Below are 14,279 nucleotides of genomic sequence, written 5' to 3'. Positions count from 1 at the left end.
CACGGCATAAGCCGTCCAGCCACTGCGCAGGGAAGGCCGAGTGATCGGCACCACCTGTATGCTGCTGTGCGGTTCTTCCTGCGTGTGCTTTTCGCGCAGCGGACCGCGGGTGCGCGCCAGCACCCGGCCTTCCCTGCGCCCTCTTGGCTTTAGAGGGTCGCGAGACCAAGCAAAGCTCGGGTGGATCAAGCCGCGAGAGCGAGAAGGTATGCCCGCAACCACTAACGCGGTGTCATCGCCCGCCTTGTGCGCACTTGCGCACGGGGGCGGGCGATCCAGTATTCCAGAGACGGCAGTGATCGAACCGAGAAGTTGCGGCGTACTGGATTCCCCGCTTTCGCGGGGAATGATAGTGAGAGTTGGAGGACGAGTGCCCTGCCTCATACTCCCTCATTCCGGGACACGGGTGCCTCAATGACCGCGCTTCATCCTCTCCTCGCCATCACCCACCTCCGGCGCCATCGCCGCCCATGCGCTCGATGCGAATTGCCGCCGCCATGTCACGACCACCACGGCGGCCGTGGTCACGAACAGCAGCCAGGGGCTGACGAACCAGCCGAGATAGCCGAGCGCGAAGAAGAAGGCGCGCTGGCCGCGGTTGAAGTGGCGGCCGGCGGATTCGAACAGGCGCGTGGTGCGGATGACATGGGCTTCCGCCTCCGGCGTGTCGCGCCGCTCGGCCGGCGGCATGCCGCCGAACAGGATCGCGACATAGTTGAACAGGCGATAGGACCAGGCGAATTTGAAGAAGGCGTAGACGCAGATCAGCACGAGGCCGACGCATTTCAGCTCCCACATCGCCGGCGACGTGCTGAGGTCGATCGGCAGCTTGCTCAGAATGGTGATCGCATCGTTGGTGGCGTGCAGCAGCGCCAGCGCGCCGCCGAGCGCGATCAGGCTGGTCGAGGCGAAGAAAGCGGTTCCGTTCTGCAGCGAGGCCATGATCTGCATGTCCACCATGCGCGTCTCGCGGTCGAGCAGCCGGCGCACCCAGACCTCGCGATAGCGGTTCATGCGCGCCGACAGGCTGTCGCGGCCGTAGGCCGAATGCTCCAGCGTCAGGGCATAGACCAGCCATTCGATGATGAAGAAGCCGACCGCGGTGATGTCGACCCAGTGCCTGCTCATGTCTGTCTCTTGTCCGTCTCTTGTCGGTCTCTTGGCGAGGACCGCAACGATTGCCACGCATGACGGGGCGCAGCAACGATTGATTGGCGGCAGGAGATGGCGTTAAAAGCGGCTCGCTTCAAAGCGTCTCGGGAAGGACTGATGACATGGCTGCGCTGAAACTCGCGATCGGCAACAAGAACTACTCGTCATGGTCGATGCGGCCATGGCTCGCGCTTCGCGCCAACGACATCCCGTTCGTGGAGACGCTGATCCCGCTCTACACCGACAATCCCGCAGACAAGGAGCAGATCCTGTCCTTCAGCCGTGCCGGCAAGGTACCTGTGCTGGTCGACGGCGATGTCACGGTGTGGGATTCGCTGGCCATCATCGAATACATCGCCGAGCGCTATCCGGAAGTGAAGCTGTGGCCCGACGACGTCGCCGCGCGTGCGCATGCCCGATCGGTGTGCGCCGAGATGCATTCCGGCTTCGTGCCCCTGCGCAACGAATGCGGCATGAACCTGCACCGGCCGGTCCGGCCCTTGGTGCTGTCGGCCGACGCCAAGGCCAACGTCGCGCGCATCGAGGAGATCTGGCGCGAATGCCGCACGCGCTATGGTGCCAAGGGTCCGTTCCTGTTCGGCCGCTTCGGTGCGGCGGACGCGATGTACGCGCCGGTGGTGCATCGCCTGCGCACCTACGCGATCGACGTCGCCCCGGACACCAAGGCCTACATGGAGACGATGATGGCGCTGCCGGCGTTCCAGGAATGGACCCGCGACGGGCTGGCCGAAACCCTGGTCATCGAGAAGTTCGAGGACGCCTGACCGGTCGGTCCGAACGAAGCCGCTGGCTGTGTGCCGGCCGGCGGCGCTCACGTTCCGGACATTGACCGGGGCATATGCCAATCGGGCTGCGACCGGCCCTGCGACATGCCCGCCTGAACATGCGGCCCCGGCGGTATCATCGGCTCGCCGGTTCCATCCCTATCATTCTGAAAAGACTGTAAGATTTACCCATCTGCCATGCTGGCATGGCGCTGGCCAAAACGGCTGGCCGCGTGCTATACAGCGCTGGGTTTCTGGCCGGCCGTCGCAGTGGGACCATGGGCGAGGCAGGCGTTGTTTGAGTGATGGAGAGGGTGTTGAAGCACAAATTCCCGATTGGAACGCGCGTATTGTTCACGGCCAGCAACGTCGCGCGCCCTGCTGCCAGCGGCTCGTACGAGGTCATCCGCCTGCTGCCGACCGACGGCGACGACTGCCAGTACCGGATCAAAAGCTCGACCGAAGCCTTCGAACGCGTCGCCAAGGAAAGCCAGCTCGCGCTCTCCTGAAGATCGACGCTCCCCGCGCATTGGCGCCTCTGCGGAATTGTGTCCTGTCGCCGTCAAAAGGCCCGCTTCACCTTCCCAAGGTGGGCCTGGGGGCAGTTGCCGACTCGCGGTGCTCGCTTGACCATTCGCTCTCTGCTCGCGTGAGGGGACGTCGCGCATGAACTGGGCATGGGCCACTTCGCTCGACCAAATCTGGCGCTCGCCGGCCTTTCCGATGTGGATGACGCTGGCGGCTGCCGGATTCTTCGGATTGATCCTGCTGATCACACTGCTGCGCGCCGACAGGTCGGTCGCCAACGGCGCGCTGACCGTGATCACGCTGCTGTCCATCGCGATCGCTGGAGCTGCCACCGTGCGCGTCTATGGACCGGCGGGGCAGGACGCTCCGACCGAAGCGCGCGCGCAAGGGGCCGTCATCGCAAGCCTGCCGGCGCTGTCCTGTCTCGATGATCTCGCCGGCGATGCGGTCGCCGTCGGCTGCGAGAAGGCGCTGTTCGGCTCGCCGGATGCCGCGGCTGCCGCCGTCTCCTACACCGCGGCCCGAATCGACCGGCTGACCGCGCTCGGTGATGCCGCGATCGCCGAGAAGAGCCTGACGACCGACATGAAGGTGCTGCGCAAGGCGTTGGAGCACGATCGCTACGGCCTCGTGGCGCAGGTGCTGGTCGTGCGCGACGGCTGCACGCAGTTCGACTGCGCCGCATTCCGCTCGCTGACCGACCAGCAGCGGGTTGCCGCCAACATGGACGCCCATCTCTACGACATGCTGGTCGCGCGCTATGCCCCAACCTGGAACGCGCCTGCAACGGCGCAGGGGATGCCGGCCACGGCCGCGCTTGCCGGGCTGCCGCCCGCAATGCCGACGGGCAAGCCGACCAGCGCTGAGTTCCCGAGCGCCTCGTCGACGCCGCCGGTGAGCATCATGAATCCGGAGCCCACGGCGACGACGCGTCAGGCGGCGCCCGCGGCCGCGAACGCAGCGCCGGCACCGCGCGCGCCCGCCGCGACGTCGGCACAGGCCGCCGCACCACCGGCCGCGAAGAAGCCGCCGGCCCCGAAGGCTGCGCGTGCTCCCGCGCCAGCACCGGTTCCGCTCGCTCCGCCGCCAGCCTCGACGGCCGCGCCCGCGGCTGCGGATAACGAGTAGATCGGCATTCCAAATGCGGTGCTGCCCGGCTAATGCTTGGGCATGCCGCTACATCTGATCAAGCTCGCCGTCGGTTGCGACTCCGTCAAGGAATTGAAGGAGTGGATCGCCGAACGGATGCAGACCGCCAAGAAGAAGGGTCTGCCGCAACATCACATCCACATCACCCGCATGGTCCCCAAGCGCGACGCCGAGATCCTCTCGGGCGGGTCGCTCTATTGGGTGATCAAGGGCGAGATCGCCGCGCGGGAAAAGATCATCGGCATCGAGCCGTTCCGCGACAAGGACGGTATCGGACGCTGCCGGATCGTGATGCAGCCGAAAGTGGTCTCGGTGTCGCCGCGGCCGATGCGCCCGTTCCAGGGCTGGCGCTATCTCACTGATGATTCCGTGCCGGCCGATCTCGGCAAGTCCGCCGCCGGCTCGATCGCGGCGATGCCGGAGCCGATGCGACGCGAATTGCGTGATCTCGGGCTGCTCTAAACCGCGATATTGTCGATCAGCCGGGTGTTGCCGAGCTTGGCCGCGACCAGGATCCGCAACGGGCCGTCCTTGCGCGAGGTGAGGGGCGCCAGCGTCTCGGCATGGCGCGCCTCGTAATAGTCGAGCGCAAAGCCGGCCGCCTCGATCGTCGCGGCGCCACGCTTCATGGCCGACGCAACGGCTTCGCCGGCACGGATGCGGCCGGCGCTGTCCTTCATGGCACGGTAGAGGATGGGGGCGGTCTGCCGCTCCTCGGGCGACAGATAGACGTTGCGCGAGGACATCGCGAGCCCGTCGCGCTCGCGCACGGTGCGGGACCCCACGACCTTCACGCCGAGGTCGAGGTCGCGCGCCATCTGCGACACCACCCGCAACTGCTGAAAATCCTTTTCGCCGAAGATCGCGAAGTCCGGCCGGCACTGCGTGAACAGCTTGCCGACGACGGTGGCGACGCCGCCGAAGAAATGCGGGCGGAAGCGGTCCTCGAGGCCGGCGAGCGCCGGTCCCTCCGGCACGATGCGGGTGGCAAAGCCGTCCGGATACATGGCCTCGACGCCGGGATGCCAGACGATATCGACATCCTCGGCCGCGAGCTTGGCGATGTCGGCCTTCCAGGTGCGCGGATAGGCGCCGAAATCCTCGGTCGGGGCAAACTGGGTCGGGTTGACGAAGATCGAGACCATGACGCGGCTGGCGCGCCGCTTGGCGAGGCGGACGAGAGACACATGCCCGTCATGGAGGGCCCCCATGGTCGGGACCAGCGCGATCGTGGCCTTTCGCTTGCGGAGATTGTCGACGGCGCGGCGCAAGGTTGGGACCGTGCGGGCGATCAAGGGGCTTGCTGACATCAGGACTCGACGGGTTTGGGAATCGGCGCGGCATGACCTGGCGCCAGGGGCGACTAACCTTAACAAGCGGCGATCGTGGACGCCATGCATCCGGATGCGGCACAGCATCCCGCGCAAGGTCGCGCAAGATGTCGCGACATTGCGGGCTGGATCACAGACGAAAGACGGCGCCGCGATTCACGATGAAGCAGGGCGCGCTGCGATTTGCATTACCTGTCACGCATTTCACTTGACCGCAGACGCGGTCAACTCGAAGATATTCATCAGGGGTGTTGAGGATCGCCATGCTTGTGCAGGCTAGCCAAGGCCAATCCGGCTCGGCGCATGTAGTCGTGCTCGGCAACGAGAAGGGCGGTTCCGGCAAGTCGACCACCGCCTTGCACATCGCGGTTGCGCTCCTGAAGGCCGGCCAGCGCGTCGCCACCATCGACCTCGACTGTCGTCAGCAGAGCTTCACCCGCTACATCGGCAACCGCGCTGCCTGGGCACGCCGCACCAAGCTCGACCTCGAACTGCCGGTGCATCGCTGCATCAAGCTCGGCGAAACCATGCAGATCGCCGAGAACGAGAATTCCGAGTTCCAGCAGTTCATGGAGGCGGTCTCGGCGGTCGAGAGCAGCTTCGACTTCATCGTCATCGATACGCCGGGCACCGACAGCTATCTGATGCGGCTGGCGCACTCGATGGCCGACACGCTCGTCACGCCGATCAACGACAGCTTCCTCGATTTCGACGTGCTCGGCACCGTCGATCCTGCCAACTACGCGGTGACGGGCGAGAGCCACTACGCCGAGATGGTGCGCGACGTCAGGCGCAAGCGCCGGCAGCTCGACGGCTCCACCACCGACTGGATCGTCGTGCGCAACCGCCTGTCGATGCTCGGCTCGCGCAACAAGCAGCTCGTCGCCGAGGGGTTGAAGGATCTGTCGCTGCGGCTCGGCTTCCGCTACGTCGACGGCTTCGCCGAACGCGTCGTCTATCGCGAATTTTTCCCGCGCGGCCTGACGGCCCTCGACGAGATCGACGAGGCCACGCTCGGCATGCGGCCCAATCTCGGCCATCTGACCGCACGGGAGGAGGTGACGAGCCTGCTCCGCCAGCTCAAGCTGCCGCTGGACGAGCGCGGCCGCCGCCGCGCCGCCAACCGTGCCGAATGGTTCAACCAGGTCGACAAGCCGCTCGAGGTCCACGACATCCTCGGCGTCTGAGCGGCGGTATATCGCTACTTCCGATCGATCTGAGGGTCCGGTTTCCGCGGGAACTGTGGCCGCGTTTCGCCGTTTTCACCTTACGTTGACTGTGAGATTGAACCCAATTGAGACCGGTTGCGTCGGATGGTGAAGTGCACCCTGACGTAGCTTGGCGAGGACGGGATGCCCATAAAACGTGTGCGGCGCACAATGAAAGGGCTGCCGGCTCACAATATTTGGCCTTCCTGTCACGCGCCTGTGACATATATTAGCGAATAGGCGACAAGGGGCCGAAGAGCCCCGGAAGAACACGATTTTCAACAGGGATTCAGGCCGCAAGAGCCTGAGGCTGAGGACGAAAATGAAGCGTGGAATTGCCGTTCTGGTTTCGGTCAGTGCTCTCTGCGGCATCGCCTATTTCACGGCGAGCAAGTGGGCGATCAAGCACGAGACCATTACCTTCTACGATGCCTCGCGCGACAATCGCCCGGTGCCCGTCGACATCGCGGTGCGTCGCGACAAGGAAATGCAGGCCAATGCCGGCATGATCACGCTGCCGGTCGCAGTGATCAATCACGGCAATACCGTCAAGAACACCGAGTACGGCTTCCTCGCCAACATCTTCGCTGCGCGCGGCTACATGGTCCTGAGCCCGCAGCACGATCTGCCGACCGATCCTCCGATGGTGACCAAGCCCGGCGAGCTCTATGTCGGCCGGCTGCCGCAGATCCTGCGCGGTGTGGCCAACATCCATCTCGCCGTGCAGGAAATGAGGAAGGTTCAGCCCAACGCCGACTACGACAAGGTGACCATGGTCGGCCATTCCATGGGCGGCGACATCACGATGTATTTCGCCAAACAGTATCCGGATGAGGTCAAAAAGGTCGTCACGCTCGACAATTTGCGCGTGCCCTTCGTCACCGCCGGCAAGTTCAAGATCCTGTCGTTCCGCTCCACCGATCCGCAGTTCAAGGCCGATGCGGGCGTGATCCCGACGGACGAGGAATGCGAGAAGGCGGGTATCCAGGTCGTGAAGACCGAATTCCAGCACAACGACATGCGCGACACCGGTCCGGATGTCGCCAAGAACTCGATCCAGGGCATGCTCGACAAATTCCTGAGCGCGACCGACAGCGAGATAGCGCCGGTCGACACGCAATCCTCGCCGCCCAATATCCTCGAGCCCGGTCCGGTCGCCTTGATGGGGCCTGCCAAGAGCTGACGTCTTCGCCCTGACGGCGCCCACATCGTCAGTCACGATCTCAAAGCCCCCGCCAGCCTCTGCCGGCGGGGGCTTTGCACATTGACCGGGCTGCTTGCGCTAACCACATTAGCCGCCCACGCAGGGTCAAGGCATGTCGGGCGAACCCATCAAACCGCGCAGCGGCGATGCCGTCTCGGCGCAAGCAGGCCGCGGGGTGCCGCAGGCCGGAACGTCGACTGCGGAAGACATCGCCGCCTTCGTCGCCAAGGCGCAGGCGATGTCACCGCATGCGCCGGGCGCGAGGGGGCGGCTGATCTTCGCGCTGGATGCGACGATGAGCCGGCAGCCGACCTGGGACATGGCTTGCGCGCTGCAGGCCGACATGTTCCGCGAGACCGCCGCGCTCGGCAGTCTCGACATCCGGCTGGTCTATTATCGCGGCTTCAACGAGTGCCGCGCCACGGGGTGGATCTCCGACAGCACCAGGCTTGCGGCGTTGATGAGCAAGATCGATTGCCGCGGCGGCGACACCCAAATCGGCAAGGTGCTGACCGAGGCGCGGCGCGAAGCGGTCGCATCGGGCGTGCGTGCCGTCGTCTTCGTCGGCGATGCCATGGAGGAGAAGGTCGACGAGCTCTGCGCCAAGGCGGGCGAGCTCGGCATGCTCAAAGTGCCCGTGTTCGTGTTTCAGGAAGGTCATGACGCCGTCGCCGAGCAGGCCTTTCGCGAGATCGCGCGCCTGACGGGTGGCGCCTGGTGCCGGTTCGATCCGGGCGCGGCGGCGCAGTTGCGCGAGCTGCTGCGGGCCGCTGCGGCCTATGCCGCCGGCGGTCGCGAGGCGCTATTGAAACTGGCGAAGACCGCGAGCGGCGCGGCGAGGCTGATCGGCCAAATGAAGTAGCGCCCAGGCGTCGCGGCGAGGCGTATGCCATGCATTTTGCCGCGAGGGCGACTATATTCCGCTCATGACCCTGATCGCCGGCGCTGTCGCTGTTATCACGCTTTATCTGCTGCTCCAGATGTTCCGTGCCGCCAACCCCGCGGTGCTGGCGAGGGCCATCAGGTTCGGTGGCGGCGTGGTGGCGCTGGCGGTCGCAGCCTTCACGGGCTTGCGGGGCGAGCTGGTGGTGGCGATCCCGCTCGGAATTTTCGGCGCCGGGCTGCTGGGCTGGACACCGCTGGCAAATGCCGGCTTCGGCAATGTCGGAGGGCTGTTCGGCGGCGGTGGTGCTGCGCCCGCGTCAGGGCAGTCCTCACGCGTGCGCTCGCAATTCCTGGACATGCGGCTCGACCACGGCTCTGGCCAGCTCGGCGGGCAGATCGTCGCCGGGCCTCACGCCGGGCGCGATCTCGGCGAGTTCGATCTCGCTAGCCTGCTGGCCATGGTCCCGACATTCGACGCCGAGAGCGTGGCCTTACTTGAAAGCTATCTGGACCGCCGGTTTCCCGCCTGGCGTCAGAACGCGCAGGGCGATGCGGCAGGGTGGCAGCGCCGCACGGCGGCGAGCGGCAAAATGACGGCGGAGGAGGCCTATCAGATCCTTGGCTTGCAGCCGGGGGCGGGGCGTGACGACATCAGCCGGGCCCACAAGACCCTGATGAAGAAACTCCATCCCGACCAAGGGGGGTCGAACTATCTCGCTGCCCGTGTAAACGAGGCCAAGGATACTCTGCTTCGTACGCATAACGGCTAACTCCGGCACCACGCTACAAACGCCCGTACCGCGTGAGCTCCGCTTGCTCTGTCTGCCGTCGCCCTGACACCCGCCATTGTCGGCGTGGTTGATCTCTTGAGTAAAGTTTTAACCGTAAATCCTTGACGAGAAGTTGTCGCGGAACTGGCATCGGGACCCGCCAAAAACAAAAATGCCCGCGCAAGGCGCGGGCATTTTTTGATCGGAAGGTCGCGAAAGATCAGTTGCGGACGGTGATGCAGGAGATGTCGGCGCGCTTCAGGGTACGGCAGACGGCTTCGGCCTGGTCGCGCTCGAGCCCGGCGAAGCGGGCGCGATAGAGCTTGCGATTGTCCTTGGCGACGACCTCGGTGAACGGATCGGCCTTGCTGAGCAGGCCGCGGGCGGAGCTGCGCGCGGCGTCGATGCGCTGCTGAGCCTCGTTCTCGCTCTCGAGCGCGCCGACCTGGACGATCCAGCCGCTGTGGGTGACCGCCGGCTTGGTGGTGGCGCTCATCTGGATCGGCATCGGGTCGGCGGAGGCGAGCTTCGGAGCGGCCGGGGCAGGCGCGGCAGTCGTTGCGGCCGGCAGCACCCCGAGGATGCCGTTGCCGGTGCCGAAGCCCGCCGGCTGCCGCGGCAGCTCTGTGCGGGCGATCTCGGCCTTCGGCGCTTCCGGCTGGCTGACGACTTCGGGCTTGTTGATGAGATCGGCCCGGGCGACGATGGCGGTGGAGGTTTCCGCGACGTCGGAACGGGACGAAATGGCGTTGGTGACCGGCGGAGCAACCTGGGCGGGGGCGGCGGAGGCGACCTTCACGGCGCCGGCCTTGACCTGAACCGTCTTGACCCGGACCGGCTTCATCGGCTCGGACGAGCCGGGGATGATGGAGAGCGGCTGGCTCGAGATCACGCCATTGGTGAGCGGCGCCGGCTCGATCTTGGATTCCGTCGGCCGAACTTCAGGCTTGATCGGGGCCGGCGGCACCGCGGCCGTCGCAGCCGCGAGCGTCGACAGGCGTGCGGCGAGACGCGACGGAGCGGCTTCGGGAGCAGGGGCAGAAGCGGCCTGAACCTGCGGAACGGCGCGGGCCGGGGTAGGCGAGGCGTCGGCGACCTCGGTGCTGGCGTCAGCGCCGTTGCGCTCCGTGACCGCGGCGACGGTGTGGGTGGTCGCACCCTTGTCGAGATTCTCCGCGAGCAGGTTGCGCATGATGGCATCGCGCGAGCCGCCGCTGCGGCCGCCGAGCACGACACCGATCAGATGACGGTTGCCGCGGCGCATCGAGGTCACGAGATTGAAGCCGGAGGCGCGGGTGTAGCCGGTCTTGATGCCGTCAACGCCCTCGACATTGCCGAGCAGGTGATTGTGGTTGCGGATCGACTGTCCGCGCCAGTTGAAGGTCGCGGTCGCGAAATAGCGATAGTAACGCGGGAAGCGCTCCTGGATGGCGCGGCCGAGCGTGGCCTGGTCGCGCGCGGTCGTGACCTGCTCGTCGTTGGGAAGGCCGTTGGCGTTGCGGTACACCGTCTTGGACATGCCGAGCGAGCGCGCCTTGCGCGTCATCATCTGGGCGAAGTCGTCCTCGTCGCCGGCGATCGCTTCGGCGATCACCACGGCTGCGTCGTTGGCGGAGCGGGTGACGAGACCCTTGATCGCGTCCTCGACGCGAATGGTCTGGCCGGCGCGCAAATTCAGCTTGGTCGGATCCTGATCGGCGGCGTGCTGGGACACCGGCATCTCGGTGTCGAGCTTCATCTTGCCGGACTCGAGACGCTCGAACAGCAGATAGAGCGTCATGATCTTGGTGAGCGAGGCGGGGTGGCGGATGCCGTCCGGGGCGTTCGACTGAAGCACCGCGCCGGAATTGCCGTCGACGATGATTGACGCGAATTTCGGGCTCGAGCTCTCGGACACGTCGCGCTGCACCCGGTGGTGCGCGTAATGGCGGCGATGACGCCGCGCCTCGGCGGCATCGGTGGTGAAGATGACCGCGGTGGTGACCGTAAGAAGCCCGAAAACGCCAACCCGCGCCAAGCGCGAGGAAGACAAGTTTTTACGAAGCATGGAACCCCGTCCCCGTTTCTCAACTGATCACCGGCTCGTGAGGCGAAATTGTGCCCAATGGACCCGGGATCATTACCTGCTCAGGCTGTCCCTCCGCTGGTGTTCGCCGCGGGGGACGTTGGGCCTGAACCGCTATTCTGGCTAAGGTGATGGTCTCAAACGGCTTTTGACCGTCTGCGGAAGCTGAACACGTCCAGGGAATCAGGGTAGGGGCCCGCGGTTTCCAAATGCTTAAAGAACCCTTGCGGGAAACCCCGGGAATCTCTGCGAATTGCGTCCAATTTTGTGCGTCGCACAAGATTCTTGACTTTTTTGTGCGTTGCACTAATTGTGGGCAGAGTCAGGGAGCCGGGGCTTCCCGACGAGAGCCAGGGAAAAGGATTCCGAAATGTTCAAGGTTGAAGACTTTCAGAACTACGGGAAAGAGCACTTCGAGCAGTACGTCGCCTCCGCGACCTCGGTGCAGCACGGCCTCCAGGCGATCGCCAGCGCCTATGGCGACTATACGAAGAAGTCGTTCGAAGACACCAAGTCCTTCGTCGAGAAGCTTTCCGGCGTGAAGTCGCTGGACAAGGCCATGGAAGCGCAGACCGACTTCGCCCGTTCCGCCTACGAGACCTTCGTTGCGGAATCGCAGAAGATCGCCGGCCTCTACAGCGACCTCGCCAAGCAGACCTTCAAGCCGGTCGAGACCATCGTGTCGAAGTTCACCCCGGCTGCTCAGTAAATTTTTCAGGACGTCCTGGAATCGAAAAGCCCGGCTGAACCAGCCGGGCTTTTTGTTTGCACGCGGTCGATCCGTCAGCGCGCCACGCGCAGCTTCGACAGCGAGGTGCCGATGTCCTTGAACACCGAAACGGTCTGGCTGGCCGACGTGACGAGATAGAACTTGTCGGAGCTGCTGGCGCAATACTGCAGCACGCTCGAGGTCGGATCGCTGCCGGTGTTCACCTGCACGGTGTAGATCGTGATGTTGTTGGGCTGGGCCTTGGCATTGTCGCACAGCTTCTTCTCCCGCGCGTCGATCTGCGAGGAGTCGCTGTACCAGCGGTTCTGCGTGTTCATGCCGTCGGAGAGCAGGACGATTGCGTCCTTGTAGGTGTAGTTGGTGTCCTTCGCCGGCGCGTCCATGGGATCGCCGGTCGAGAGCGTCATCCAGCCCCAGGCGAGGCCGATGCCCTGGTTGGTGTTGCCGGTCGGGACTAGATTGCCGATCAGCGTCTTGAGCGCGGACCAGTCATAGCTCAGCGGCATGATCGGTTGGATGTAGGCCGAATTGCTGGAATTGCAGTACGAATACTGCTCCGCCGGGAACAGCGTCGACGGGTTGCTGCTCACCGGAGTCGTATTCTTGGTGTCGTAGTCCTGATCGCGGTCGGTGACGCATCCCGTCCATTTGTTCTGGTTCTTCGGCGTCCACGTCTTGCCCGCGCTGACGCAGCTTGACTGTTGCTTGTACCAATTGTCGCTGCAGCTGCCGTTCACCGCTTCCCAGTCGCTCCAGTCGATCCAGGACTTGTCATAGTTGGTGCTGCCGACGTTGACGTCCTTGGAAAACGGAACGACCGAGATGTAGACGTCGCCGTTGGTCTTGGCGAGCGTGCTGAGCTGGTCGACCAGGTTCGTCGCGGCCGTCTGCATGGCCGGCATCTTACCGTCGTCGGCCATCGATCCCGTGACGTCGAGCACCAGGGCCACGCGCATGCGCGTCAAGCCCCAGGCGCTGGTGGAGGTGGTGTCGATGCCGAGTGTCGGGAAGCCGGCGATCTTCATGAAGCTGGTCGTGTAGGTGCCGGTTCCGGTGAGCTGGATTGTCGAGCCAAGGCTGGTGCTCGCGTTATAGGTGGCCCCAACGGTGACCGATGGCAGGGTCGTGGTCTCGGTGAACAGGGCATTGAAATAGGTTTGGGCCTTGCTGCTGATCTGCGACGTCGTGATCGTGCCGGATGACAGGTCCCTGGAGAGCATCAGCGCGGTGGAGTCGAGAGCCGACTGCATGGAGGCGCGGGCCTGGGCGGCGCGGCTATAATCGATCGCGGCACCGACGAAGCTCAGCACCGGGACCAGCGCGATGGCGAAGATCACGGCGATATTGCCTTGCTCGGCCACTGCAAAGCGGGCGAATTGCCGACCAAGGCGGCTGACGAGCGGCAGGCGAGACATGACGATCCCCGAAATCGGTGTTTTGCCCGATTTCGCGCCACGCCATTGAACGGCAGGTAAATTGGACCGTGGAAAACCGGAGCCACCGCGTGAAACGGTCGCAGCCGGGTTAACAGCCGGGTTCCTGGTCAACATGTTCTAAACGCGCGGGGGCGAAATTTTTGTCAAATCGGTCCGGATTGTTTAACCTTGCTCCTGATCGCCCGGACCGGGAATCGGGACTGCCGTGGCCGCATCGGCCGGACCTTTGCCCGCTTGCGGCGGGCCGGGGGCAGGCCCATATTGCTGGCGAACGATCCGGCTTGGACCGGATTGTCGGGAGCGGCGATCCAACAAGGCGGCGCGCCTGCGCCAGGCTCCGAAGGGCGGGGTCGCGCGGCGACCGCCATTCGCTTCCATGGGGAATTTGAACGCCTGAGCCATGCCGCAATTGACTTCCAGACTCGACCTGTCCGCGCCAGCCGCTGCCTACGCTCCTCGCATGAGCAATGACGAGAACCGTTCGGGCAACCCTTCGGGTCCGAACACTTCGGTCATCACCAAGGTCAAGCCCAAGACCAAACGGCCGAACCTCTACCGCGTGCTGATCCTGAACGACGACTACACGCCGATGGAATTTGTCGTCCACGTGCTGGAGAAGTTCTTCAACAAGGACATCGAGGCCGCGACCAAGATCATGCTGCATGTCCATCATCATGGCATCGGGGAGTGCGGCGTGTTCACTTACGAGATCGCCGAGACCAAGGTGACGCAGGTGATGGATTTCGCCCGCAAGCACCAGCATCCGCTGCAATGCGTGATGGAAAAGAAGTAGTCGCCGGTCCCGTCTTTAGAGTGGTTCTGCTCGTGCGGTGTGTGATGGCAGCGCATCCTGCTGCATGATCCGGTGAACTTCGGCGCCGGCGTCAACCCTGCCCAAATGGGTAGTCTGCCCAAATCGGAACGGGTTTTGCATCGAAAATACCGCGGGTGTGTCGCTGCCAGAGTCGCGGAACCGGTCTTTCGCCGCGGTCTTGTATAACTATATGTGACAAAGGTTGTTGTTGCCTGACCGGGC

At 64.5% G+C, this 14,279-nt stretch carries 14 protein-coding genes; 10 read left to right on the top strand and 4 right to left on the bottom strand.

Annotation, left to right across the window (positions count from 1 at the left end; genetic code table 11):
- Positions 1-411: 411 nt before the first annotated feature.
- Complete coding sequence (locus tag RAD04_RS17415) at positions 412-1,128, bottom strand: DUF599 domain-containing protein (RefSeq protein ID WP_461620551.1); 717 nt, start codon at positions 1,126-1,128, stop codon at positions 412-414.
- Between the two features lie 146 nt (positions 1,129-1,274).
- Here RAD04_RS17415 and RAD04_RS17410 point away from each other — a divergent pair, with 146 nt between their 5' ends.
- From RAD04_RS17410 to RAD04_RS17395, 4 genes are all read left to right on the top strand, one after another.
- Positions 1,275-1,937 (top strand): glutathione S-transferase family protein, encoded by a 663-nt coding sequence (locus RAD04_RS17410; RefSeq protein ID WP_091957029.1) that lies wholly within the window; start codon positions 1,275-1,277, stop codon positions 1,935-1,937.
- Between the two features lie 305 nt (positions 1,938-2,242).
- The gene (locus RAD04_RS17405) at positions 2,243-2,446 is read left to right on the top strand and encodes a hypothetical protein (protein ID WP_018321158.1); all 204 of its coding nucleotides are present in this window, start codon (positions 2,243-2,245) and stop codon (positions 2,444-2,446) included.
- 157 nt (positions 2,447-2,603) lie between these two features.
- Positions 2,604-3,593, top strand: a complete 990-nt coding sequence (locus RAD04_RS17400) for a hypothetical protein (protein WP_461624725.1) — start codon at positions 2,604-2,606, stop codon at positions 3,591-3,593.
- Between the two features lie 42 nt (positions 3,594-3,635).
- Positions 3,636-4,076: a DUF1489 family protein gene (locus RAD04_RS17395; RefSeq protein WP_461624724.1), complete on the top strand. Its 441-nt coding sequence runs from the start codon at positions 3,636-3,638 to the stop codon at positions 4,074-4,076.
- Here the strand turns inward: RAD04_RS17395 and panC are convergent.
- On the bottom strand, positions 4,073-4,924 hold the full coding sequence (gene panC / locus RAD04_RS17390) for a pantoate--beta-alanine ligase (protein ID WP_461624723.1): 852 nt from the start codon (positions 4,922-4,924) through the stop codon (positions 4,073-4,075). The genes RAD04_RS17395 and panC overlap by 4 nt on opposite strands.
- Positions 4,925-5,208: 284 nt before the next feature.
- Here panC and RAD04_RS17385 point away from each other — a divergent pair, with 284 nt between their 5' ends.
- The 4 genes from RAD04_RS17385 to RAD04_RS17370 all read left to right on the top strand — a co-directional run bounded on the left by RAD04_RS17385 (position 5,209) and on the right by RAD04_RS17370 (position 9,012).
- Positions 5,209-6,132: a division plane positioning ATPase MipZ gene (locus tag RAD04_RS17385; RefSeq protein ID WP_461624722.1), complete on the top strand. Its 924-nt coding sequence runs from the start codon at positions 5,209-5,211 to the stop codon at positions 6,130-6,132.
- 343 nt (positions 6,133-6,475) lie between these two features.
- Positions 6,476-7,336, top strand: a complete 861-nt coding sequence (locus tag RAD04_RS17380) for an alpha/beta fold hydrolase (protein WP_461624721.1) — start codon at positions 6,476-6,478, stop codon at positions 7,334-7,336.
- 133 nt (positions 7,337-7,469) lie between these two features.
- Positions 7,470-8,219: a vWA domain-containing protein gene (locus tag RAD04_RS17375; RefSeq protein ID WP_461624720.1), complete on the top strand. Its 750-nt coding sequence runs from the start codon at positions 7,470-7,472 to the stop codon at positions 8,217-8,219.
- Between the two features lie 64 nt (positions 8,220-8,283).
- Positions 8,284-9,012: a DnaJ domain-containing protein gene (locus tag RAD04_RS17370; RefSeq protein ID WP_461624719.1), complete on the top strand. Its 729-nt coding sequence runs from the start codon at positions 8,284-8,286 to the stop codon at positions 9,010-9,012.
- 220 nt (positions 9,013-9,232) lie between these two features.
- Here the strand turns inward: RAD04_RS17370 and RAD04_RS17365 are convergent, their stop codons facing one another.
- Positions 9,233-11,059 (bottom strand): serine hydrolase, encoded by a 1,827-nt coding sequence (locus RAD04_RS17365; RefSeq protein WP_461624718.1) that lies wholly within the window; start codon positions 11,057-11,059, stop codon positions 9,233-9,235.
- Positions 11,060-11,447: 388 nt separating this feature from the next.
- Between RAD04_RS17365 and RAD04_RS17360 the strand changes: the two genes are divergently transcribed.
- Positions 11,448-11,786: a phasin family protein gene (locus tag RAD04_RS17360; protein WP_461624717.1), complete on the top strand. Its 339-nt coding sequence runs from the start codon at positions 11,448-11,450 to the stop codon at positions 11,784-11,786.
- 74 nt (positions 11,787-11,860) lie between these two features.
- Here RAD04_RS17360 and RAD04_RS17355 read toward each other — a convergent pair whose 3' ends face one another.
- Complete coding sequence (locus RAD04_RS17355) at positions 11,861-13,222, bottom strand: TadE/TadG family type IV pilus assembly protein (RefSeq protein ID WP_461624716.1); 1,362 nt, start codon at positions 13,220-13,222, stop codon at positions 11,861-11,863.
- 481 nt (positions 13,223-13,703) lie between these two features.
- Here RAD04_RS17355 and clpS point away from each other — a divergent pair, with 481 nt between their 5' ends.
- Positions 13,704-14,036: an ATP-dependent Clp protease adapter ClpS gene (clpS, locus tag RAD04_RS17350; RefSeq protein WP_026202494.1), complete on the top strand. Its 333-nt coding sequence runs from the start codon at positions 13,704-13,706 to the stop codon at positions 14,034-14,036.
- Positions 14,037-14,279 lie beyond the last annotated feature (243 nt).

The sequence above is a fragment of the Bradyrhizobium sp. 25ACV genome, from assembly GCF_054863005.1.
Note: the sequence above shows the minus strand (reverse complement) of the source record. Positions and strands in the feature narration are given on the sequence as shown.

Excerpts from the sequence above, each read along its gene's own strand:
- RAD04_RS17355 (WP_461624716.1), bottom strand. The coding sequence starts at position 13,222 with ATGTCTCGCCTGCCGCTCGTCAGCCGCCTTGGTCGGCAATTCGCCCGC.
- RAD04_RS17385 (WP_461624722.1), top strand. The coding sequence starts at position 5,209 with ATGCTTGTGCAGGCTAGCCAAGGCCAATCCGGCTCGGCGCATGTAGTC.
- RAD04_RS17360 (WP_461624717.1), top strand. The coding sequence starts at position 11,448 with ATGTTCAAGGTTGAAGACTTTCAGAACTACGGGAAAGAGCACTTCGAG.
- RAD04_RS17380 (WP_461624721.1), top strand. The coding sequence starts at position 6,476 with ATGAAGCGTGGAATTGCCGTTCTGGTTTCGGTCAGTGCTCTCTGCGGC.
- RAD04_RS17400 (WP_461624725.1), top strand. The coding sequence starts at position 2,604 with ATGAACTGGGCATGGGCCACTTCGCTCGACCAAATCTGGCGCTCGCCG.
- panC (WP_461624723.1), bottom strand. The coding sequence starts at position 4,924 with ATGTCAGCAAGCCCCTTGATCGCCCGCACGGTCCCAACCTTGCGCCGC.
- RAD04_RS17395 (WP_461624724.1), top strand. The coding sequence starts at position 3,636 with ATGCCGCTACATCTGATCAAGCTCGCCGTCGGTTGCGACTCCGTCAAG.
- clpS (WP_026202494.1), top strand. The coding sequence starts at position 13,704 with ATGAGCAATGACGAGAACCGTTCGGGCAACCCTTCGGGTCCGAACACT.
- RAD04_RS17410 (WP_091957029.1), top strand. The coding sequence starts at position 1,275 with ATGGCTGCGCTGAAACTCGCGATCGGCAACAAGAACTACTCGTCATGG.
- RAD04_RS17415 (WP_461620551.1), bottom strand. The coding sequence starts at position 1,128 with ATGAGCAGGCACTGGGTCGACATCACCGCGGTCGGCTTCTTCATCATC.
- RAD04_RS17365 (WP_461624718.1), bottom strand. The coding sequence starts at position 11,059 with ATGCTTCGTAAAAACTTGTCTTCCTCGCGCTTGGCGCGGGTTGGCGTT.
- RAD04_RS17370 (WP_461624719.1), top strand. The coding sequence starts at position 8,284 with ATGACCCTGATCGCCGGCGCTGTCGCTGTTATCACGCTTTATCTGCTG.
- RAD04_RS17405 (WP_018321158.1), top strand. The coding sequence starts at position 2,243 with ATGGAGAGGGTGTTGAAGCACAAATTCCCGATTGGAACGCGCGTATTG.
- RAD04_RS17375 (WP_461624720.1), top strand. The coding sequence starts at position 7,470 with ATGTCGGGCGAACCCATCAAACCGCGCAGCGGCGATGCCGTCTCGGCG.